Raw genomic sequence first — 23,220 nt, 5'->3', positions numbered from 1 at the left:
CGTGCTTCCGTCTTCCCAGGGTGGGCGGGGGAGGCGGTGGGGAGGCGGCGGCAAGAAGAACGGTCGAGCCGGCGAACCCTCAACCGGTCCGGCCTTCGAACTTCGTGCTGGCGCTCGGGGCGCGCACGGCCAGAATCTCGCCGCTCGCCGCCCGCCGCGGGCCGATTCGCCCCACCCGACCATGACCAGCGCCCACCACCACGACGACCCGGACACGACGCCGGCCTGGTTGGCACAGGTCCTCGACGAAGAGCTCGACCGCGACTACCAGATCGAACTCGCGCGACTGCAGCTCGAACTGCTCGAGTTCCAGTCGCACGTCGTCGCCGAGGGCAAGCGCGTCGCCGTGCTGTTCGAAGGGCGCGACACGGCGGGCAAGGGCGGCGCGATCATCCGCTTCGGCCAACACCTGCGGCCGCGCCACGTGCGCATCGTCGCGCTGCCCAAGCCGGACGAACGCGAACGCGGTCAGTGGTACTTCGAACGCTACGTCTCGCAGCTGCCCGCGCCCGGCGAGGTCGTCCTGTTCGACCGCAGCTGGTACAACCGCGCCGTCGTCGAGCCGGTGATGGGCTTCTGCACGGACGAGCAGTACGAGCTCTTCATGGAGCAGGTCGTCGACTTCGAACGGATGCTGCTCGATGACGACCTGGTGCTCGTGAAGCTGTGGTTCTCGATCGACCGCGAGGAGCAGGAGAAGCGCATCCTCGACCGGCGCACGAACCCGCTCAAGCGCTGGAAGCTGTCGACCGTCGACCTCGAGGCCCAGGAGCGGTGGGCGGCGTTCACGCACTACAAGGAGGCGATGTTCGCGCGCACCAGCACCGACGCATCGCCCTGGTACGTGGTGCGCGGCAACGACAAGAAGCGCGCGCGCCTCGAGAGCATCCGGCACGTGCTGTCGCGGCTCGATTATCCGAGGAGCGGCGAATCGGAGCTGCGACTCGCTCCGGATCCCGCGATCGTCGCGCGCGCACCGCGTTGAGCGAACGTCAGTCGGCGGCGGCGACCCAGACTCCGTCGGGGCGCACGCGGCGCATCGCAGCGGCGTGCTTCGTGACGAGGTCCTCGCACGCGCTCGGGTGCATGCACGCGGCCAGGATCTCGGCCGACTCCACGAGCCGCGGGCCCGGCCGATTGAAGTAGGCGTTGCCGTCGGCGACGAACACGCGGCCCTCGCGCGCGGCGCGCCACTCGCTCCAGGGCAGCACCTTCTGCAACAGCGCCGCCTCCTCCGCCGTGCGCGCGAGGTCGAAGCCACAGGGCTTGACCAGCACCACGTCGGGATCGAGCGCACGCAGGTCCTCGAGCGCGAGCGTCGGCGCGTGCTGTCCCGGCACGGTCACGAGCGCGGTGCCGCCCGCGATCTCGACCAGCTCAGGCATCCAGGTCCCGCCGATCATCACCGGCTCGATCCACTCGACCGTCAGCACGCTCGGACGCGCGTCGAAGGCGGCGGTTCGCGCACGCAGGAGGTCGCAGCGCCGCTCGAGCTCTGCCGCCGCGCGCTCACCCTCCTCCGCGTGGCCCGTCGCCGCTCCGACGCGCCGCACGTCGCCCCACACGTCGGACAGGCGGCCGGGCTCGAGGCTCACGACCTCGACGTTCTCGCACGCCAACTCCCGCAGCGCGGCGCGCACGTCGTCCAGACTCACTGCGCACACGTCGCACAGCGCCTGGGTCACGATCACGTCCGGCGCCACCTCGCGCAGTCGGTCGAGCTCGATCTCGTAGACGGCGAGCGCGTCCTCGAGCACCTGCCGCACGGCTCGGTCGATCGCACCGCTCGCGCGCGGGAAGGCGACGCGCGGCCGCGTCAGCACGGGCAGCCCGGCGACCCCGGCCGGAAAGTCGCACTCGTGGCTGATGCCGACCAGTTCGTCGCGCGCGCCGACGGCGGCGACGATCTCGGTGGCGGACGGGAGGAGGGAGGCGATGCGCATGTCAGAGGTTCGCAGATCCACCGGCCGCGGACGCCCCGGGGACGAGGTCCGCGAACACGAAGCCGTCGCGCTCGACGATCTCGCCCGCGCGCACCTCGATCGGCGCGCTGAACACGGGTGCGTCCCGGACGAAGGTGTGGAACTCGCCGTTCTCGCCGCAGGGGTCGGCGCCGGGCGGTAGGTCGCCCAGCAGCGCCTCGTCGAACGCCCGCCCCGCGAAACTGGCCGGCACCTGCTTCGGGTCCACGCTGGTGAGAATCGCGCGCTGGCCGACGGCGATCATCTCGCGCGCCAACTCGGTCGTGTCGCGCCCCCAGAGCGGGAACACCGAATCGAGGCCGAGCCCCGCGTTCTTCTCCTCGCGATAGCGCCGCACGTCCTCGAGGAACAGGTCCCCGAACGCCACGGCCTCGATCCCGGCGGCCAGCTGCGGCTCGAGCGCGTCGCGCATCGCCCGCTCGTACTCGGCGTTCGTGCAGGGCGACGGGATCAGGACCTCGATCAGCGGCAGGCCGGCCATCTCGGCCTGTTGGCGCAGGAGCTCGCGGCGCACGGCGTGCATCGCCACGCGCTCGTGGGTCGCGTTCACGCTGGTCAACAGGCCGCGCACCTCGAAGCGCGGATCGCTGCGCAGGACGTAGAGGGCGAAGGCGCTGTCCTTGCCCGAACTCCACGACAGGAGGATCGGGCGCGGCGCGTTCGCGGGGCGAGGATCGGGATCGGCCATGGGTGCGACGGTACGGGAGCGACGCCGCGGGTCCGGCGCCCCGGGTTCGAAGACCTCCCGACGCACGCTCCGCCGACGGTCGCGGCGCCGCCCTCAGGAAGTGTGCGCAGGACCGAGGCTCGAGGCGGACGTCGCGGCCCTCGCGCGCGCTACTCTCCGCCCATGTCCGCGCCCCTCACGAACGAGGTCCTGGCGCGCGTGCGCCTGTTGGCCCTCGACGTCGACGGCACGCTCACCCCGGGGGACGTCTCCTACCTGGACGACGGCACCGAACTCGTGCGTTTCGACGTGCGGGACGGCCAGGGGCTCGTGTGGCTGCGCCTTCACGGCGTGCGGGTCGTGTGGATCACCGGCCGCGGCTGCGCGGCGACCCGACGGCGCGCGGAGGAGCTCGGCGTCGAGCGGCTGCTCGAGCGCTCGGGACCCAAGGCCACCGCGCTCGCGAACCTGCAGACCGAGTGGGGCATCGAGCCCGGCGCCACCGCGGCCATGGGCGACGACCTGCCCGACCTCGGGCTCTTCGCCCGCGCGGCCGTCCGCGCCTGCCCGTCGGACGCGCGGCCGGAAGTGCTCGAAGCGGCCAACTTCGTCGCCGACGTGCCCGGTGGCCGCGGCGCCGTCCGCGAGCTGTGCGAGGCCGTCCTGCGGGCCATGGGCGTCTGGGATCCGCGCTTCGGCGGTGCACCGCGGGCCGATCACGGTCCGGGCGACGGTGCGACGGGCGGTCGTGCGATCGACGACAGCGGCGGAGCACCTTCGGCGTGATCGCGCGCGTCCTCGCCTTCGTCCTGCTGCTCGGCAGCGGGCTCGCGCTGCTGACGTGGCTCGAGTCCCGGGACAGCTTCGTGCCGATGCTCGCTCCCGACGCGCCATCGGCCGACGGCGGCGCGCGCCTGCCGATCGGGACGATCTCGATCTGGGATCGTCAGGAGTTCGCGAGCTACGGGCCGGACGGCGGCCTCAAGTCGCGCCTCGTCGCCGAGGACGCGCTGTCGACGGTCAACGGCGAACAGGTTCTGATCGACGTGAAGATCGACATGTTCGAGTCCGAGTCGGGCACCACGACCGCGCGCATCACGTCCGAGCGCGCCGTCGTCGAACTCAACCAGTCGGTCGACCAGATCATCCCCGAGCCGAGCGACACGATCCGGATGCAGGCCGTGGTCGTCGACGTGCGCTCGGGTTCGCGCCTCGCGCCGCTGCAGCTGACGACGCCCTCGCTCGTGGTGAACAGCGCCAACCAACGCTTCCAGACCGTCGACCGCGTCGTCGCCACCAGCAACGACGTCGACCTCGAGGGCGAGGGCTGTCTGTTCGACCTGAACGCCGGTCGGCTCGTCTTCACGCGCGACGCCGAGGCCACGGTCACCGCCGGCGACGGCCGCACCGCGCGCCTCCACTCGCGCGACGCTCTCGAGGTCCTGCGTCCGCCGGGCGTCGGCACGCGGCCCGTGACCGTCGTCGCGCGCGGACGCGCTCGCCTCGGACTGAGCGGTGACGAGGGGCTCGCGCTCGAGGCCAACGAGGTCGAACTCGAAGGCATGGGCGATCCCGACCGCGAGGGCACGTTCCGCTTCACCGACCTCGTGGCCCGCGGCGAAGTGGTGCTGCTCGCCCGCGGCAACCGCTTCCAGTGTCGCGAGGCGCGCTTCGTGATGTCGCCCGACGGCGCGTTCGGCTCGGTGCGTCTGAGCGGTGCGATCGAGGGCGAGCTCGACCCCACCACCGCCGACGTCGCGGGCATCGACGACGCCGCCCTGGCCGCGGCGAACGGCCAGCGCGTGAGCCTGTGGGGCCGCGGCCCGATGGACCTGCGCCTCGGGACGGATCGCGGCTTCGACCTCGCCGGACCAGCCGAGCTGGCCTGGGAGGACACGCGCCTGTGGGCCGAGGGCGGTCTGCGCGGCGTGCCCGGTTCGGCCGGCCGGCCCTTGAGTTTCGAGGCCTGGTCCGGTGTGCGCGTCGAACGCGACGCCTGGGTCGTGCGCACCGAACAGCTCGAAGGACGTTGGCTGCCGGAGTCCGCGGACGCGCCCGCCGTCATCGAACTCGAGGCGCTGACGCTCGCGACCGCGACGGGGCAGGACCGCGACGGATCGATGGTCCAGCTGCGAGCGCGGGAGGGATTCGCGCTCGAGCTGACCGGCAAGACCTGGAAGGTCACCCGCGCCATCGGCGTGGACCTCGAGACCGGCGGGCGGCGGCCGTTGACGGCGAGCGCCGACCGCGTCGACGACTTCACGGTCGACCCGGTGCTCGGACCGATGCTGAGCGCGAACGAACACGTGCAGGTCACCGTCGACGGCCAGTTCCTGCGCGGCCAGGAGTTGACCGTGAAGGGCCTCGACGACCTGGTCGTGAAGAGCAGCGACGGCCCGGTGCTGCTCGACGGACCCGGTCTGCACGCCGAAGCGCGCGAGGTGCGTCGGGTGGGAGACCGCGTCGTCGCGGTCGGCGGCGCTTCGGCCCACCTCGAGCGACCGGGGCTCGAGCTCGACCTCGTGGCGGAACGGATCGAGGTCACCGGCTCGATCGACGCCCCCGCCGACGCCCCCTTGCGCCTGCGCGCGATCGGCGGCGTGAACGCGAACGTCGTCGAACAGGACGGGGCCGAGCGCATGACGATCGCCACCCAGGACCTCGAGGTCGTGCGCCAGCCCGTGCCCGGCGGCGACCAGGTCCAGACCACGGTGCGCGCTCGCGAAGGCGTGGTCGCGACGGTCGTCGGCCGCGTCGGCGACCACGACCTGGTGGCGCGCGAACTCGACGCGCTGGTCATCGGGACGCCGTTCGTGCGCTCCGAGAGCGCCGACGGGGCCGCGAGTCCGGAGGCGGCACCCGAACGACGCGGTTCGGTCGAGGCGCGCGGCGCGGTGGAGGTCGAGAGCCGCGCCCCCACCGTCATCCTGGGCAAGGGCGACACCTTCTCGATCGACCACCAGGGGCGCGGCACGCTCGTCGCCGACCCCGGTCGCAAGGTCTCGGCCAACGGCACGCTGCCCGGCGGCGGTCAGCCGTTCGACGTGGTCGGCTCGTCGATCGAGTTCGATCCCACCTCGATGAGCATCGTCGAGCCGCGCATCGAGGTGAAGGACCCGATGCGCACCGGCGACGGCAGCGGTGGAGAAACGCCCGCGATCATCGAGCTGGTCGCGACCTGCAGGCGCCTCGAAGCGACCGAGGTCTCCGTCGTGTTCGACGGCGACGTCTCGTTCCTCGGCACCACGCCGGCGCTGGAGAGCTGGACCCTGCGCTGCGCGCGCGCCGAGCTGTTCACCGAAGTGGTGCCGCCGAAGCCCGGTGCCGAAGCCGAGGGTGGCTCGAAGACGTCCACGCGTCGCAGACCGCGCGAACTCGTCGCCACCGGTGACGTGCGCGTGGTCTTCTCGGAGGGCCTGCGCGCCGAGGGCGATACCATGACGGCCCGCGCGTTCGACCAACGCGTGCGGGTGGAAGGCACTCCGGCGCGACTGCGCGAAACTGGACTCGACTTCGTGGCCACCTACTTCGACATCGACACGGTCAACGCACTGTGGGAGGCGGGGCCGTTCTACGTCGGTCCGAGTTCCTTGGGCGGCGAGCCGAGCAAGAAGCCGTGACGGCACACAGGGACGACTTCGGCTCGGGGACCGTGCTGGCCCTCGCACTCGCCGCGTGCGCGTTCACGGGTCACGGGGTGGCCGCGCAGGAGACGCCACCGAGCCCGACCGCAGGAGCGGTGGATCCCTCCTCGGACGATCCCCTCGAAGCGGTCGAGCCCTGGCGGTTCGAGGCCCTCGGAGGCGGCAGTTCGCTCAAGGACGTGGACGCCACGATCCTGCTGCTCAAGCAGCCGCGCTACACCAGCGGCATTCGACGTCTGGAAGCCAACTGGGGCGTTTTCTGGCTCGACGAGGACTCGAGTTTCTTCGGCAACGAACTGCTCGCGCCGAGCGACCTCGCCCCCAGCACGCCGGTCGATCCAGGTGACGACACGGACGCGCTGTCGCAGCTGCCGACCGCCTTGCGCGGCCTCTTGAACGACCCGCTGATCTCGAAGGTGCGCGAGCTCTACTTCGAGGGGCCGATCGAGTACTACGAGGGCGATCGGCGCGTCTTCTCGGCCGACGCGCTGTACCTCGACCGCATCGACGGGCACGGCTGGGTCGCGGGCGCGCGCTACTCGGTCAAGGAGCGCATCGGCGGCAGCAGCTACGTGCTGAACATCTACGCCAAGTGGCTGCGCATCTCGGCCGACGGTTCGCTGCAGTCGAGCGACGCGCGCATCACCACGTCGGAGTTCGCGGTCCCCAGCTACACGATCGAGACCGGCGACATGCGCATGGAGCCGACGGACGACCCGGACTATCCGTGGCGCGTGCGCATGCGCGACAACAAGCTGCGCTTCGGCCGTTCGTTCGCGCTGCCGCTGCCGCCGCTGTCGTACCTGGCGGACGAGGACGGCGAACCGACGTTCGGCGGTGTCCGCGTCGGCGACGAGGCGCGCTTCGGCACGGTGCTCGGCATCCGCTACAGCCGCGACACGCGCGAGGAGATCGGCAACACCGTCAACCGCTGGCTGGGCGGCGATCCCGACGACTTCCGCAGCCGTTTCAAGGTCGACCTGACGTGGCTCGGTTCGCGCGGTCTGTTGACCGACCTCGAGACGCGCCTCAGCAGCCCGGGCCACTACGAGTGGAACATCAACCTCGCCGGGCTGCCGGACGGCGACCGCGACCGCGGACTGGCGCGCGTGCCCGAGAGCGAGCGCGACACGTGGCGTCTGTGGCTGCGCTCGCGCGGCCGATTCCAGCGCGCGCCGGGCGAGTACGTCGAGATCGCGTTCAGTCGCCAGTCGGACCCCGGCGTGCAGTCGGAGTTCTTCGAAAAGGAGTACCTCGAGTTCGAGGAGCGCGAGAGCTACGTCCACTGGCGTCGCGCGCGCGGCCGCGAGTACACGAGCGTCACGGTCAGCGGCACGCTCGATCCGTTCCGCAGCGAGGTGACGCGCCTGCCCGAGGTGCGCTACGTGACCGAGCGGACCCAGGTCGGGACGTTGTTCGGCCGGCCGCTGCTGTGGCGTCAGGACAGCCGCGCCGGCTATCTCGATCGCCGCGAGGGCGACCCGATCTACGAGCCCGACTACGCCGATGGCTTCGGCGAGGTCAGCACCTTGCGCGTGAACTCGGACCACCGCTTCGAGCTGCCGTTCGACCTGGGGCGCGGCGGTTTCCGCGCCATTCCGCGCGTCGACGCGAACTTCGCCGGCTGGAGCGACGACGGACTCGAGGAGGACGAGGTCGGGCGCGCGCTCGCCACCGCGGCCGTGCGCGTGACGAACAGCTTTTGGCGCGGGACGAGCGACCGCTCGCGGGTCGAACTCGCCCCGTGGATCGAGGCGCGCAGCGTGTTCGTCGAGGAGACGAGCACCGCCGTCCCCGCCGTCTTCGACCCTGACGTCGAACTGCGCGAAAGCGGCGACTTCGTCGAACTGGGCCTGCGCACCCGCTACACCGCGCCGCGCGCTCCGTTCTCGCTCGACCTCGAGACGCGCATGACCCGCGCCAGCGACCAGGACACGCCGGAGGGCGATCGCTGGCTGCCGGTGGCCGTTCTGGGTTCGATCGCGAGCGAGTGGGGCCTGGTCCCGTGGCGCCTCGAGCACGACGGTCGCTACGACACGAACACGGGTCGCACGCGCTTCTCGCGCTCGACGCTCGAGCTCTTCCCGCGCGAGGACGTGGACATCGACGTCTCGTTCTCGATGGGTCGCGACGCCGCGGACACCAAGCTGTTCGAGGCCGTGACGATCGGTGCGCTGTACCGCTTCACGCCGAAGTGGGACATCTACGGGCGGCAGAGTTGGTCCCTGGCCGGCCAGAGCACCCTGTCGAACGAGATCGGTGTGCGCCGCTACGGCCACGACCTTCTGTTCGAGCTCGAGCTGCGCCGGCGCACGGGCGAGGGCAGCTCGATCGGCATCTCGGTCAAGCCGCTGTTCTCGGCCCGCAAGCGCAGCGAACGGCGCCTCGACGCGTTCCGCTAGGGCGGGCGGTGCGCGGCGGGCGCGGCGCAACGAGGTGCGGCGCGAGTTTCTGGCAGTTCACCCGACACCGAACGGGCCCCGCGCGGTCCTTGGTGTGTGGCCCCTCTGGGAGGGCGGGGGCCCGCGGTGGCTCTGGGGTGGCGCGCGAGGTTCGCTCGGGGTGTGGACGAACCGCCGCGGGCCCGGCTGCGTTGGGGCACCGGGCCTGGCGCCGCCCCCGCTGGGGTACCGTGTCGGGCCGCTCCACCGCGCCCACCGCGCCGCGCGACACCCGTCGCCGTGCGCGACCGCCACCCCTTCGACGACTCGACCCTCCGTGTTCAACCCCTCGCCGCTCGTTCGCCTCGCCCTCCTCGCCGCCGCCACGCTCGCGCTGACGTCCGGCATCGTCGCCGGCACCGCGACCGTCGACCCCGCCCAGGACGCGATCCCCGACGGGATGGCGCGCTTCGAAGTCATCGACGCGGAGGGCCAACCGGTCAGCGGTGCCGAGATCTTCATGCTCGAGGAAGAGCGCGGGCGCGACTGGAACCTCGAGGAGCGCGGCATCGCCGACCAGGACTGGTTCACGAAGGTCGCCCTGCTCGGCCGCTCGGTGCGCACGAACATGAACGGCATCTGCGAGGTGCCGCTGTGGGAGGACGGGATGCTCGTCGTCGCGCACAAGAACGGGCGCTACTTCGCACGCAACTTCCGCAGCAGCGGGGGGCCGCACGAGTGTCCGCTGCGCACGCCGACCGACGTGCGCGTGCGCCTGACCGATGCCAGTGGCAAGCCGCTCACCGGCGGCGAAGTCGCGCTGCGCGCCGACGACGGCATCGACCAGTACGACCTGACCATCGCGCCCATGAGCACGGTGGACGAGGTCGCCAACCTGTTCGCCGCCAGCGAGTGGGTCGGCGAGCTCGAAGCGGGCAGCCGCCTCACCCTCGCCCAGGTCGGCGTCTTCCGCGAGGTGCCGACGATGGAGGTCGACATCGAACAGCCGAACCCCGCGGTGCTGACGCTCACCGGCCGGCCGACCGCGTCGCTCGACCTGACCATCGTCGATGCAACGGCGGGCGGTGCCCTGCGCGGTGAGCTCGACGTTCGCGTGCGCGCGGTCCGGCGCGACACCGATTCGTCGATCGAGCCTCCGCCGCTGCGCCGCGTCACCGACACGGGGCAGGTCACGATCCCGCACGTCGGGCTGGGGCTCGAGCTGATCGTCGAACTGCGCCGCCCGAACAGCGAGACGGTCACGCGGATCGAGATGACCGGGCCCATGAAGGCCGGCGAAGTGCTCTCGAAGCGCATCGAGTACAAGGAGCGCGACGTGCTGTTGATGGCGCGCGTGCTCGACGCCCAGGGCAATCCGCTGTCGCACGACTACATCGACGTCTACTTCAAGACCGGCAACTTCCTGATGAAGGGCGAGGGCGCGAAGACCGTGCGTTCGCGCGACGACGGTCGCATCCAGTACCCGCTGGTCTGCCGCGGGCGCGACGCCGTCCAGTGGGCCGAGGTGGACTTCGTGCGCGAGGTGCTCGACCTGAATCTGCGGCTCGAGCACCACTGGGAGGTGCGCGTGGTGACCGAGGCCCAGATCATCGATCTGGGGGACATCACGCTGAAGTAGGGCCGCGACCGGCGGCGAACGGCGGATGGCGGCGGGGGTCGCGCGCGGAGATCGGCTCCGAGCGCGGCCCCCGCCTTCGTTCGCGCCCATTCCGACCCCAGCGGGGCGCGCCGCCCAGGCTCGCCGCGCTACCATCCCGCGCCATGCTGCCGGCCCTCAACCTGCCGAACATCCAGGAGTGGATCCTGATCGCGGTCGTCGCGGTCCTGCTCTTCGGGCGCCGTCTGCCCGAGGTCATCGCACAGGTGCTGCACGGCATCCGCGTGGCGCGCGAGCACCTGGACGAACTGCGCCGTTCGTCGGGCTTCGACCAGGACCTGCGCGACGCCCAGCGCGCGCTGCGGGACACGCGCGACACGCTGAAGCGCGAGGCGCGTGAACTGACCGCGCCGATCCCGACCGTACAGAGCGCGAAGGATGCGGTGCGGCGCTCGGTGACCGGCGTGCGGGACGACCTCGAGGACTCGATCCGCACGGCCAAACCGCCCGCGGACGGCGTCGAGCGCAACCCCGAGTCGGCCCGCATCGACGAGGCGCACGGCGCCGGGACCGCTTCGAGCGCGGGCGGTGGCGCGGACGCGAATGGGCCCGAGCAGTCGTCGGCGACGAAGAGCGACGGCGCGTCGTCCGCCGCGAAGCCGGCTCCCGACCCGGCTGCGTCACGGGCTCCCGATCCCGAGCCGCGCGATCCCGGGCACCGGGACTGACGCGCCGGCGGGTTCGCGGTCGGTGCGCGGGAGCCGCCGAGTGGTGCTTCGCGAGCGGTGCTTCTCCAACGGCGCCGACCGACGGGTGGCCAGCGGTCCGTGCCCGGCGGACCGGGTCCATCGAACGTTGCTTCGCGAACGGCACCGCGCGAACGGCACCGCGCGAACGACGCGAGCCGAACCGCACGGACCCCGCGACCGGTGCGACCGCGCCACACGGCGGCCCGAACGCCGTCAGTCGTCGAAACGCAGCCGCAGGTCCTTGTCGATGAGGTCCATCGGGTCGGACTCCGCGCTGGGTTCGGTCGTCTGGTCGGGCAACGGCGCCGGCGGGGCGTCCACGTCGAGCCCCAGCAGCTCGAGCGAATCCTCACCCAGGTCGTCGAGCGACGTGTCGCCGATGAACTCGAGCGTCTCCGCCTCCGCTTCGGCCTCGGCCAGCGCTTCGCCCGCCTGCTCGACCTGATCGAGCGCCGCTTCGGCCTCCGCACCGACCAGGTCGACCTGGACCGCGGCATCGGCCATGTCGAGTACGTCCGCCCAGGCACCGCCGTCGGCCTCCTCGGCCACACGCGCGAGTTCCGTCGCCACGTCGGGCAGGTTCTCGTCGAGGAAGCGCACGTTCGCACGCACCGAACCGACCACCGGCATGACCTTGACGTTGAGTCGGTCCGAGATGTCGTCGAGTACCTCGGACGGCACCATGCACGGCATCGCGACGACGAGTACGTTGCCGAAACGCTCGAGCGGGACCAGCGCGTTCTGTCGCAGGGTCTGCGGTTCGAACAGCGCGATCAGCTCGACGTCGGGCTCGTACAGGTCGACCGGCATGAACGGCAGGCCGAACGCCTCGCAGCACACCTGGGCCAGCTCCCAGTCCGAGACGACGCCGTCGCGCACGAGCTGTTCGGTGAACAGGGCGCCGGTCTGGTGGCACTGGTGGAGGACGTGCTCCAGCGTCTTGGGCTCGACCATGCGGCGGTCGCGCAGGGATTCGGCGAGCAGTTCGTGGTCGAGGCGTTGTTTGTTCTTCACGTGGGGTGGGCGAAGGGGGACGGGTCTTGATCGACCCGGTCCGCACGTCGCCTCCACCCAGCGGCGCAGAAAGACGCGGGGGCGCGCGATCCGACGGGGGGCGCGCGGGCGTCCGAGCGCCGCGAACGGGCGCGGCCAGCCCTCACAAGCCCCGCCACCGCCAGGCTTTGACGCCGCTCGGTCCGGCTCGGCGCAGTGTTGAACCACGCGGCGCCGGTTCTCGCCCGCGAGCCTCCTCCCGGCCCCGAGCGCCGATCCGTTCGGCCGCGGGGACCTGTGCGGCCACTCGAGTTCGCTCGGAACGGCTCGCGCGGGCACCCCGTCATGTCGCCCTGCGAAGTGGCCCCGGAACGCAGCGCGGCGCCCGCGGACCGGGAGGACCTCGGACGCCGCACCGCAGACGAGTCCGGACCGCTCAGTCCTCGCGCAGACTCTCGGCCACGACCTCGCGCGCCCAGTCGACGGCGGCCTTGCCGAGTTGGTCCTCGCTCATGCCGAAGGCCTCCTGGATCGACAGCATCGGCTCGTTCGACGTGTAGTAGTTGATGACGTAGTCGTACAGCTGTTCGCGACGGCGGCCGTTGTCCGCGTTGTAGAGGTACTGACTGACCGTCGCGGCCTGGGCGTAGAAGAGGCCGACGCCACCGGGCTGCTGCATGCCGCCGAGCGTCCAGGTCAGCGGGAACTGGTCGAACGAGTGGCTGCTGAGACTCCACAGCTGGTTGTGGGGGCGGCGGAAGAGCAGCTTCCACGGCAGGAGCTGGTCGTCGCGCGCGTTCGCGATCACGTCGATGCGGTTGCCGCGCGGGTTGACGGTCTCGTAGGTGCCGACGAACGGGTCGAGCAGGAAGAACTGCGTGGTGGACGCGAAGCCCTCGACGATCCAGTAGCCGGGCTGTGCGAACGTCCGACCCGTGCGCGGCTCGTCGGTCTCCGGGATGCGTTCGTTGCGGCAGTCGACCCAGTGGTGCGTCAGCTCGTGCAGGAGCGTCTCGATCATGTCGGCCCACGCACCGTCGTCGGTCTCGTCGGGCAGGAAGAGGCGCGAGACCTTCTCGGAAGGGGTGTAGACGCCGGCCGTCTGCGCGATGATCGAGCGCGAGGCCGGGTCGCCCTTGGTGGACTGCTCGATGTACTCCATGCGCGTCTCGAACAGCAGGATGACCATCGGCTGCAGGTCGCGCTCGTTCGTGCCGCCGGCGAACATGCCCTCCATGATGTCGCACAGCTGTTCGGCCAGGTGCATGCAGCGCGCGATGCCTCCGGGCCGTTTCAGCGGCGTGATGATGAAGATGCGTTCGGAGCGATAGCCCGTCAGGTCGTCGCGCCAGCCGATCTGCGCCTCTTCGAGCTTGTCCTGCTCCCAGGTCAGTTCGTCGGCATTCCCGTCCGTCGGCCACCAGATCTCGACCGGGTGGTACGCGTTCACCTCGGCGAACTCGACCCACTCGACGACGCCGCGGCCGACCGGAAGATCGATCTCGTCGGGCAGGAGTTCCTCGAGCTTCTCGCGCGCCGGTTCGAAGCCCGGGTCGGCGTCGAGGACCAGTTCGAGCAGGCGGTACTGACGGCGCGGCAGCTTGCGCGTCACCACGTCGCCCCAATCGTCGACGACCTCTTCACCGTCGTCCCAGATCGACTCGACGGCCTTCCAGTACAGCTCGCCGCGCGCGGTCCCGACCTCGTCGAAGCGTTCTTCGGCCTTCTCGAGGTTGCGGCGACTGATGTCGGGCTCGTCGAGCTTGCGCGCCTCGTCGTAGGCCTCCTGCAACTCGTCGAGGTCCTCCATCCGCAGGCGTCGCGCCTGGATCAGCACCTTGCGCATGAGCTTCGGGTCGCCCGACTTCGCAGCCAGCCCGAGCACCTTGTCGAGCGCCTCGAGTTCGACGCGGTCGCCGAGTCGGCGCAGGCCATCGATCAGCGCCTGGGTGTCCGCCGCGTAGAGCAACGTGCCGTCGTCGAGCGCCGCGAAGAGCGAATCGCGATCGAGGTAGCGGCGCGTGGACGAACCGCCGACCAACTCGATCTCGTTGGCGCGCTCGCTGGCCCGCAACCGCAGCTCGCCCTCGACGACCTTGCCGTCGCGCAGGACGAGCAGGCCGTCGCCGGGTTCGGTGGGCGGCGCGCTGGGCACCACTTCGTCGCCTTCCACGATGTGGCGCGTGGGGCGCCAGATCTCGATGCTGCGTCCGTCGCGCACGGCGATGACGCCCTTCTCGCACGGGTAGAGCGTCGGGCCGTCGAGCTCGTTCTGCCGCCACAGGATGCGCGAGGTCGTCGCGTCCCAGGCCAGTCCGCCGAAGTAGCTGACTTCGCGCGCGAACGCCGGCGCCTGGGGGTGCTCGAGCAGTTCCTGGTGCCAGCCCTTGCCGGACAGGCGCGTCGGTTGACGGATGCCCATGCCTTCGGGCGGCGAGAGCGTCGCGACGAGTTTCTCGCCCTCGATCGGGTGGTCGTAGAAGCCGAGCCACCCGCGTCCGAGGATCGCCGGGGCTTCGGTCATGAAGGTCGAACCGAGGATCGCGGCCGGCGTGACGGCGTTCGGATCCTTCGACAGGTCGATGCCGACCGAGTTGCTCTTGATGCCACCGCTCACGCCGAGGGGCTTCTCGGTCTGTACGAAGGCCAGCAGTCCGCGCGCGGTGACGCGGTCCTCGCCGGGAAGCTCGGGCACGCCGCCCGCGCCGCGACCGACCGCGTGGCGTCCCTTCACCTCGCCGGTCGCGAAGTCGATCACCGCGAGCCTGCACATGCCGGAAGTCGCGTCGTAGTCGACGGCGTAGATCTTCCCGTCCGAGAAGGCCACGTGGCCGCGGAACGCGCCTTCGACCTTCCAGACCGGATCGTTCACGCGCACGTCGCGGCGCACGAGACTGTCGCCCATCGGCACGACGACGCTGTCGTTCACCAAGAGCGGGTGCCCCATCACGACATCCTTCTCGCGGATGCGGTCGATGCGGCGCAGACCGTTGCCGCTGAGGCGGTGCACCTCGATCGTGTCGTCCTCCGCGCGCACGACCAACTCGCCGTCGACGAAGCAGGGTGCGATGCGCGCCGAGGTGTCGAAGGTCTTCTCGCCGCCGAGCGGGCGCCCCGTCTCGAGGTTCCAAAGCTGCAGGATCTTCTGGCCCTTGCTGTTCGAGCGGACCGTGACGAGCGTCTCCTGGTCGAAGATCGGCTCGGCCTCGAGCTCTCCGCCCGGGTCGATGGTGATCGTCTTCTCGAGCGGTCCGGCGATGACCGGCGTCGAGGCCGTCATGCGGGCGCGGTTGATGCCGCCGCCCTCCACCTGCCAGGTGCCGGCGGGCGCGACGGTGTCCTCGGCGCTCTGGAGGCTCGCCGCGGTCGGACCGGCGAGCAGGGCGTCGAAACTGTTCGCTGTCGACGCGGCCTCGCTCCGAGTGGTCTCGACCTGGACCGGAGCCTGGGTCGTGGACCGAACGACGAAGAACGCGACGGGCGCTGCGAGCGCCAGGACACAGATGGAGCGGTGGATCATGGTGGGCGGCGCCTCGAAGAAGCGGCCGCGGATTGTAGCGGGGCCGCGCCGGTCGCTCGGTGCGACCCACGCGGCCCCGGTCCGTGGCGCGGGCAGTCCCCGAGGGTTCGTCGCCCGGGGAGTGCCGGCCCGTCCGCGCTCAGATGTCGAGGTTCGTGGCCTCGAGAGCGTGGCGTTCGATGTACTCGCGCCGCTGTTCGACCCCGGTGCTCATCAGGACCGTGAAGATCTCGTCGGCCTTGATGTCGTCCTCGAGGGTCACCTGGTAGAGGCGGCGGCGCTCGGGATCCATCGTCGACTCCCAGAGCTGATCGGGGTTCATCTCACCGAGACCCTTGTAGCGCTGGATGTCGATCTGACCCTGGGCACTCTCGCGCACGGCCTTGGCGAGCTCGACGAGGTTCGTGGCCAGCACGGTGTTCTTGCCGCCCTTGACCTCGAAGTCGCCGCCGCCGCGCAGCTTCAGCCCCAGTTCCTCGAGCTTCGCCACGGCCGCGGCCACCGACTTCGTGCCGGGGAAGCGCGCGGACTGCACGTGCGCCTGTTGGCGGTCGACCGAACTCTCGGGTCCGGTGTACACGAGCAGCTCGCCGCCACCGATCGCGCCGCGCTGGAGTTCGAGGAAGTTCTCGAGTTCCTCGGTGCTGTTCATGAACTGGTCGGGTCCGTCGGCGCGGGCCCAGGCGCTCGGCAGTTCGGTGCCGTCCCACATGTTGAGCCACTCGACCGGGTCGACCTGGGTCCAACCGGGGATCGCGCTCTCGACGGCGCCCTCGAGGATGCGCAGCGCGTCGGCGATCTCCTTCAGCGCCACGCCGGTGAACTCCTTGTTCGCGATGCGGTCGGTGAGCGTGATCGAACCGACGCCCATCTCGACGAGCACCTTGCGCAGTTCGGCCTCGGTCGCGATGTACTGCTCCTTGCTCTTGAGCTTGAGCTTGTAGAGCGGCGGCTGCGCGATGTAGAGGCGGCCCGACTCGATCAACGGGCGCATGTGACGGAAGAAGAACGTCAGCAACAGCGTGCGGATGTGCGATCCGTCCACGTCCGCGTCCGTCATGATGATCGTCTTGCCGTAGCGCAGGTTCTCGAGGTTGAACTCCTCGGCGATACCGCACCCGAGCGCCGAGATGATCACCTGGATCTCGGAGTGGCCGAGCATCTTGTCGGCGGTGGCCTTCTCGACGTTCAGGATCTTGCCCTTGAGCGGCAGGATCGCCTGGAAGCGTCGGTTGCGGCCTTCCTTCGCCGAACCACCGGCCGAGTCACCCTCCACCAGGTACAGCTCGGACTCCTCGAGGTTCGTGCTCTGACAGTCGGCCAGCTTGCCGGGCATGTTGCCGCTGGCGAGGGCCGTCTTGCGCCGCACGAGGTCGCGCGCGCGCTTGGCCGCCTCGCGCGCCTGCATCGCGCGCTGGGCCTTGTTGAGGATCGCCTTCGCCGACGTCGGATTCTCCTCGAGGTAGGTCCCGAGCGCGTCACCGACGACCGACTGCACGACGCCCTGCGCCTCGCGGTTGCCGAGCTTGTCCTTCGTCTGACCCTCGAACTGCGGGTCGGGGATGTAGAGGGAGATGACCGCCGTCAGTCCTTCGCGGAAGTCGTCGCCGGACGGCACCTTGTCGTCCTTGAACATCTTCGAGTTCTTCCCGTAGGTGTTCAGCGTGCTCGTCAATCCGGCGCGCAGACCGGCGAGGTGCGTGCCGCCGCCGTGCGTGTTGATGTTGTTGACGTAGGTGAGCACCGTCTCCTGGTACGCGTCGGAGTACTGGAGCGCGATCTCGATCGTGTACAGCGTGTCCGGGTCGTTCGGCAGCGGCACCTCCTTGCGGAAGTGCACGACGTCGGGGTGGATGACGGTGCGCGTCTTGTTGAGCGACTCGACGAACGCGACCAGGCCGTTCGGGAAGTGGTAGTCCTCCTTCTTGCCGGTGCGACGGTCCTCGAGGTGCAGACGCACGCCCTGGGTACCCATCAGGTACGCGGTGTCGCGCAGGCGGCGCGCGATGCGATCCCACTCGAACTCGGTGGTCGAGAAGATCTGCGAGTCCGGCATGAAGCGGATCTCGGTGCCCGTCTTGTCGGTCTCCCCGACGACGGCGAGTTCCTTGACCTTGACGCCGCGCTCGAAGCGCATGCGGTGGATCTTGCCCTTCTGGTGGACGCTGACCTCGAGCCACTCCGACAGCGCGTTCACACAGGACACGCCGACGCCGTGCAGACCACCCGAGACCTTGTAGGCGCCCGAGTCGAACTTGCCGCCCGCGTGCAGCTTGGTGAGCACGACCTCGACGGCCGGCTTGCCCTCCTTCACGTGCATGTCCACGGGGATGCCGCGGCCGTCGTCGACGACGGTCATGCTGCCGTCCTCCTCGATCGTCACGAAACAGCTGGTGGCGAAGCCGGCCAGCGCCTCGTCGATCGAGTTGTCCACGACCTCCCAGATCAGGTGGTGGCAACCGCGGACGTCCGTGTCGCCGATGTACATCGCCGGACGGACGCGGACCGCTTCGAGGCCCTCGAGCACCGTGATCGCGCTGGCGCCGTACTCGGCCTGCTTGGGTGCCGTGCCGAGCTCCGAAGCCGTGCTCTGCTTGACGGGCTTCGGCGCCGGCGTCTCGGCCGGTGCCTCACTCGTCTCGCCAGCGGCGGGTTCGATCTCGTTCGTCTGGTTGTCGGTCGATTCGGTCATCGTGTTCAGGTCGTCTGCCGGAAGGTGAGCTTGTCGACGCCCGCAAGGCCGCGTCGTACGCAGGTGGCGGCGAAGCGCTTCTCTATGCCGCGGCCGGTGAAGGCGACCAGCTCCTGGTAGAGGCTGGCCGAGTCGACGCGCACGCTGAGTTCGCGTCCGCGCAGTCGTTGTGGTGTGAGTCGGGAGGCGAGCGACGGACCGACCACTTCGCGCAGGGCTTCGAAGGCGTCGTCGGTGCGGTCGCGTTTGCGCAGGTCGCGTTCGCGGACCAGGCTGTTCAGGATCGCGCCGAGCGAAACCGCGCCGCGTCCGTGCCGCAGGTCGTTCTTCTGGGGTCGTCCGTCGTGCGAGGGTCGGCGGTCGGCGATGGCTTCGAAGGACTCCTTGCGGATGCGTTCCCGTTCGGCGTTCGCAGCCGCGGCCGCATCACCGGCCGGGCCGCTCCCGCGACGGGTGTATCTCCTGCTGGGTCCGCCCATCGAGTGGTGTCCGCGAGCGCGAGCGCTCAGATGTCGACGGTGATCGGCATCACCACGTAGACGTAGTTCTCGCCGAGGGTGAACTTGCCGGGACTCGTTCGGTCGTTGAACTCGAGTCGAACCACGTCCGACTCGCAGTTGCGCAGGCCTTCCATGAGGAAGTCCGGGTTGAAGGCGATGTCGCAGTCGTCGCCCTTGAAGTCCGCGTCCATCTGGGCCGACGCCTGACCCGCGGCCGCCGAGCGACCGAAGAGTTCGAGGCGCCCGGTCGACAGGGACAGGCGCACCGCGCGGGCGTCGGTGGTCGTGACGTTCGACACGAGCTTGAGGTGGCGCGCCAGCTGTTCGGCATCGGCCTCGAGCAGGTGCGAGGTCTCGGTCGGGACCACGGCGGTGTAGCGCGGGAACTCGCCGTCGATCAGGCGCGCGAAGACTTCGGCGCGCTTGGTGCGCAGGCCGAGCTGGCTGTCGGTGAACTGCAGCTGCACCTGCTCGAGCGGGTCGGTGATGACGCGCTGGAAGGCCTGCATGGCCTTGGTCGGGACGATGGCGCGGCGCGGGGGGCCGCCGTCGCCGACGATCGGTGCGGACGACACGGCCAGGCGGCGGCCGTCGGTGGCGACCATGCGCAGGGTCTCGTCCTCGACCATGACGAGGATGCCGTGCATGGCGTAGCGGCCCTGCTCCTTGGCGGAGGCGAACGCGGTGCGCGCGACCAGCTTCTGGAAGGTGCCGCCCTGCACGCTCAGGGCGCCCTTCTCCTCGAAGCGCGCGACGACCGGGAACTCGTCCGGGTCCGACGTGGGCAGTTCGCCGCGACCGCTGCCGCTCGAGACGATGAGCTTGTTCTCGCCGGAGGTCTCGAGCGAGACGGTGTCGCCGACCAGGTCGCGGACGAAGTCCGCGGTGACGCGTCCGGGAACGAGCACCGTGCCCGGTTCGCCGACCTTCACGTCCTCGATCGACAGGCGCAGGGCCACTTCGAGGTCGGTGCCCACGAGTTCGAGCGTCCCGTCCTTCGCGACGAGGTTCACGTTCTCGAGCGCCTGGCGGGTGGCCTTGTTCGGAATGATGCCGTTGACGAGGGCGAGGCCCTCACGCAGGCGTTGGTGGTCGCACAGGAGCTTCATCGGAAGGTTCGTTGGTTGGGGTCGCGACCGCCGGGGCCGGGTTGGTGCCGAGGCGATGGGTCGTGGTTCCGTCGGATCTCAGCGCTCCGCAAAGGTGTGTCCGTGAGCGGTGTCCGCGAGGGACGTGTGGAGCGCTGCGAGTCGCGGTGGGTGGGGGAGTCGTAGAGCCGTTTCCCGAGTGGGTCCGGCGGAACGCGTGTCGCCGCCGGTTCGGGTGTCGATGGGACGAGCGGGTGTCGATCGCTGCTCGTCGGCGGTGGGGGTGTGGATCGAGTGGTCGCGCGCCGTGCGGCTGGCTCGTGTCGAGGGTCCGAGTCGCACCGCCGCGGGCCGTTCGAACCGGGCCGGGTCGGAGGGGCTCGCGCGCTCTCTGTCTTTCTATTCGTCGTAATAGGCACCCCCTCGAATTGTGGAGAGGGGCGGTGCGACGGTTCGGAAGTCGGCGTTTCGACGTGGGTTGTGGAGTTCGAGCGGCTGTGGTTCGAGGCGCGCGATCGGTGGACGATCTGAGGAGAGGCGTGGAGGACTCGCGCACTTGTCCACCGGGGTCCGCGCGTCGGCCGCGCAGCGGTGGAGGGCTGTGGAGTCGGAGCGTCGTTCTCCAGGAGTTGTCAGGGGTCGCTGAACGGGCCGCCAAGGCTCGGCCAACGCGTTCTCCGAAGGCTCTCCACAAGCGGATGTGGGGAGTGCGGTCGCGATCGCTCGTCACCGCGCAGTGGGACGCTCCAGCGCGCGGGGCCTCGAGCGGTCGTCGCGCCGTTGCGTGAACGGTGGGACGGCGACTCGGGACCCGGTGACTCGAGGAGCGGTGATCGCGTGGTTGGTGAGCGCGTGGTTGGTGAGCGAGTGGTTGGTGAGCGAGTGGGCCGCGCCTCGCAACGGGACCCGAGAGGGCCTTCGTCGAACGCCATATGGTAGCGAAACAGGGGTCCCGACGGATGGTTGCGCAGGCCGAAGACAGCAGGTTCCGACGGGGTTTCGAGGGGGTCTTCGCCAGCGCGGCGCGAGCCGGTTCGACGGCACTCGGACAGGCTGCGCCCAGGGGCCCGTGGAGGGGGCGCGGAGCGGGCTCGCCGGCGAGGTTCGCGCGACCCGAGCGCGCGGCTTCCAGGCACCTTCGACACCGCCGCCGGGGTTCGGTCGAGGACAGGTCGCGACGGGGTCGGATGCCGGCCCGGACGACGCCGGGCGTGGCGTGACGCAGCGCCTGGTCGGGCGCGTCGTCGGGGCCGGATCGTTCGTCGGCACGGAGCCGGCACCGTGCCGGAGCGGATGCGGTCAACCGCTCGCGCTGGACCGCTCACCACGCTCGGCGCCCGTTCGAGTGCGATGGAGTGCGGCCAGCCGGTGCTGGGCTGGGTGGTTCACTGGCCGCTCCACGCAACGCAGCACCGCGCGCGCTCGCCCCCATCCGTCCACGCCGGCTCGGTCGAGCCCGCACACCCGCCGCTGCGGCGCGGCGGGCCCCGCGTCCGTCAGCGCGCGGCCAGGGCGCTCTCGACGCGCCGCACGGTCTCCAGGATCTCGGCGTCCTTCTGCATGCCTTCCTTGATGCGCTCGACGGCGTACAGCACGGTCGAGTGGTCGCGGCCGCCGAAGTGGCCGCCGATCTCCTGCAGGGAGAGACGCGTCAGTTTGCGCGCCAGGTACATGCCCACCTGCCGCGCGAACGCGATGGCGTGGGTGCGCTTGCGCGACTGCAGGTCGACGAGGCGGATCTGGAAGTGGCTCGTCACCACGCGCAGCACGTCGTCGATGTTCGGCTGGGAGGTGGCGTGCTCGAACAGGTCGCGCAGGCACTCGCGCGCCAGGGCCACGGTCACCGGTTGGTTCGACAGGGCGGCGTAGCCGAGCAGGCGCGTGACGGCGCCCTCGAGCTCGCGGATGTTCGCCGTGATCGCCTCGGCCAGGTCGCTCGCCACGTCGTCGGGCAGCTCGTTGCCCTTCTCGCGGCTCTTGCGCTTGAGGATCGCGCGGCGCGTCTCGTAGCAGGGTGTCTCGATCTCGGTGACGAGTCCCCACTTGAAGCGCGACACCAGGCGGTTCTGCAGGGTCGGGATGTCCTTGGGCGGCGAGTCCGACGACAGCACGATCTGCTTGCCCGCGTTGTAGAGCGTGTTGAAGGTGTGGAAGAACTCCTCCTGGGTGCGCTCCTTGTTCGCGAGCAGGTGGATGTCGTCCACGACCAGCACGTCCACGTTGCGGTACTTGTTGCGGAAGCGCTGCAGGTCGCCCTTGTCGAGCGCGTCCACGAAGTGGTTCACGAACGACTCGCAGGACAGGTACAGGATGCGCGTGCCCGGGTCGCGGACCAGGATCGAGTGGCACAGGCTCTGGATCAGGTGCGTCTTGCCCAGACCCACGTTGCCGTGCAGGAACAGCGGGTTGTAGGTCTGGCCCGGACCTTCCGAGACGCCGACCGACGCCGCGTGCGCGAAGCGGTTGCAGGGTCCGACGACGAAGTTCTCGAAGCGGTAGGTCGGGTTGAGTCCGACGTCCGAGGCGGACAGCAGGCGACCGCGCGGCTGTTCGAGCGCGGGATCGCCGAAGGTGTCGCGCGGACGCTTCTGGGCGTCGCGTCCGATCGAGTCACGTTCGAGCGCTTCACGCTCGAGCATCGAGCGGTCCACGAGCCCGCGGCTCGACGCGCCGTGACCCGCACCGGCTTGCTGTGCGCCGGACTGCTGTGCACCACCGTGCTGTGCACCACCGTGTTGTGCACCACCGTGTTGTGCACCTTCCCCGTGCAGCCCTCCTCCCGCGCCCCGACCGACGGGATCCTGCGTGCGGAAGAGGTCGGCCTGCGGACGCAGTGCATCGGCGCGTCCGTCACCGCCCTCCAGAGACCCGTGCAGGGATCCGCCGAAGGATCCGTTCTGCGCTCCGTGCGGGGCGGGCAACGGCGCGGGCTGTCCGTCGAGCGGCGCCGACTCGAGCGCGCGATCGTTCTCGAGCCCCTCGCCGCGCGACAGGCCCGCATCCACCAGCAGGTCCACCGGACGCGGTCCGCCGAGCGCATCGCGCAGCGCGTCGGCCAGCTGCTCCATGTAGTAGGTCTTGATGAAGAAGCTGGTGAAGTTGTTCTGCACCGCGATGGTCACGGTGGTGTCGGCGCCGTCGCCGATCGAACGCAGCTCCGCCTGCTTGAACCAGGTGTGGAATTGCTCCGGGCGGATGCGCTCCTGGAGCGAGCGGCGCACGCGTTCCCACACGAGCGCGAGCTCCGAGTTGGGCAGGTGTCCCGCCGGCTCGCCCGGTCCGTGCTCGGCCGCGAGCGACCCGTCGACCCGCCGTTCACCATGGACCCCGTGTCGAGCGGCGGGGGCGTGGTCGGGCAGGGGGTCGAAGGCGCTGGGCTGATTCAT

Annotated in this window: 14 protein-coding genes; 6 read left to right on the top strand and 8 right to left on the bottom strand. The window is 70.4% G+C overall.

Annotated elements, in window-relative coordinates:
- Positions 1–181: 181 nt before the first annotated feature.
- Positions 182–985 carry a polyphosphate kinase 2 gene (gene ppk2 / locus Pla163_RS00070; RefSeq protein WP_145181687.1) on the top strand — a complete coding sequence of 268 codons (804 nt, stop codon included), beginning with the start codon at positions 182–184 and terminating at the stop codon, positions 983–985.
- Positions 986–992: 7 nt separating this feature from the next.
- Here the strand turns inward: ppk2 and Pla163_RS00065 are convergent, their stop codons facing one another.
- Both Pla163_RS00065 and Pla163_RS00060 read right to left on the bottom strand, forming a co-directional pair.
- Complete coding sequence (locus tag Pla163_RS00065) at positions 993–1,943, bottom strand: ABC transporter substrate-binding protein (RefSeq protein ID WP_145181684.1); 951 nt, start codon at positions 1,941–1,943, stop codon at positions 993–995.
- 1 nt (position 1,944) lies between these two features.
- Entirely contained in the window at positions 1,945–2,670 is a 726-nt protein-coding gene (locus tag Pla163_RS00060) for a Dph6-related ATP pyrophosphatase (protein WP_145181681.1), read from the bottom strand.
- A gap of 162 nt (positions 2,671–2,832) precedes the next feature.
- On the opposite strand from Pla163_RS00060, the gene Pla163_RS00055 reads away from it, so the two are divergent.
- From Pla163_RS00055 to Pla163_RS00035, 5 genes are all read left to right on the top strand, one after another.
- Positions 2,833–3,435, top strand: coding sequence for a KdsC family phosphatase (locus Pla163_RS00055; RefSeq protein WP_145181678.1), 603 nt, complete (start codon positions 2,833–2,835; stop codon positions 3,433–3,435).
- The gene (locus tag Pla163_RS00050; protein ID WP_145181675.1) at positions 3,432–6,269 is read left to right on the top strand and encodes an LptA/OstA family protein; all 2,838 of its coding nucleotides are present in this window, start codon (positions 3,432–3,434) and stop codon (positions 6,267–6,269) included. Before Pla163_RS00055 ends, Pla163_RS00050 begins: the two co-directional genes overlap by 4 nt.
- Positions 6,266–8,695, top strand: a complete 2,430-nt coding sequence (locus tag Pla163_RS00045) for an LPS-assembly protein LptD (protein WP_145181672.1) — start codon at positions 6,266–6,268, stop codon at positions 8,693–8,695. Before Pla163_RS00050 ends, Pla163_RS00045 begins: the two co-directional genes overlap by 4 nt.
- A 316-nt stretch (positions 8,696–9,011) precedes the next feature.
- Positions 9,012–10,313: a hypothetical protein gene (locus tag Pla163_RS00040; RefSeq protein ID WP_145181669.1), complete on the top strand. Its 1,302-nt coding sequence runs from the start codon at positions 9,012–9,014 to the stop codon at positions 10,311–10,313.
- 143 nt (positions 10,314–10,456) lie between these two features.
- Positions 10,457–11,020, top strand: coding sequence for a Sec-independent protein translocase subunit TatA/TatB (locus Pla163_RS00035; RefSeq protein ID WP_145181666.1), 564 nt, complete (start codon positions 10,457–10,459; stop codon positions 11,018–11,020).
- Between the two features lie 234 nt (positions 11,021–11,254).
- Here the strand turns inward: Pla163_RS00035 and Pla163_RS00030 are convergent, their stop codons facing one another.
- The 6 genes from Pla163_RS00030 to dnaA form a co-directional block, all read right to left on the bottom strand.
- Complete coding sequence (locus Pla163_RS00030) at positions 11,255–12,055, bottom strand: GspE/PulE/PilB domain-containing protein (protein WP_145181663.1); 801 nt, start codon at positions 12,053–12,055, stop codon at positions 11,255–11,257.
- Between the two features lie 415 nt (positions 12,056–12,470).
- Entirely contained in the window at positions 12,471–15,554 is a 3,084-nt protein-coding gene (locus tag Pla163_RS00025; RefSeq protein WP_145181660.1) for a hypothetical protein, read from the bottom strand.
- Between the two features lie 139 nt (positions 15,555–15,693).
- Entirely contained in the window at positions 15,694–18,246 is a 2,553-nt protein-coding gene (gyrB, locus tag Pla163_RS00020; RefSeq protein WP_419186141.1) for a DNA topoisomerase (ATP-hydrolyzing) subunit B, read from the bottom strand.
- A 5-nt stretch (positions 18,247–18,251) separates the two neighbouring features.
- Positions 18,252–18,725, bottom strand: a complete 474-nt coding sequence (locus Pla163_RS00015; protein WP_145181657.1) for a DciA family protein — start codon at positions 18,723–18,725, stop codon at positions 18,252–18,254.
- Positions 18,726–18,751: 26 nt separating this feature from the next.
- Positions 18,752–19,855, bottom strand: coding sequence for a DNA polymerase III subunit beta (gene dnaN / locus Pla163_RS00010; protein ID WP_145181654.1), 1,104 nt, complete (start codon positions 19,853–19,855; stop codon positions 18,752–18,754).
- 1,475 nt (positions 19,856–21,330) lie between these two features.
- Positions 21,331–23,220, bottom strand: coding sequence for a chromosomal replication initiator protein DnaA (gene dnaA, locus Pla163_RS00005; RefSeq protein ID WP_145181651.1), 1,890 nt, complete (start codon positions 23,218–23,220; stop codon positions 21,331–21,333).

It is taken from the genome of Rohdeia mirabilis (assembly GCA_007750655.1).
Lineage (GTDB): Bacteria > Planctomycetota > UBA1135 > UBA1135.
Note: the sequence above shows the minus strand (reverse complement) of the source record. Positions and strands in the feature narration are given on the sequence as shown.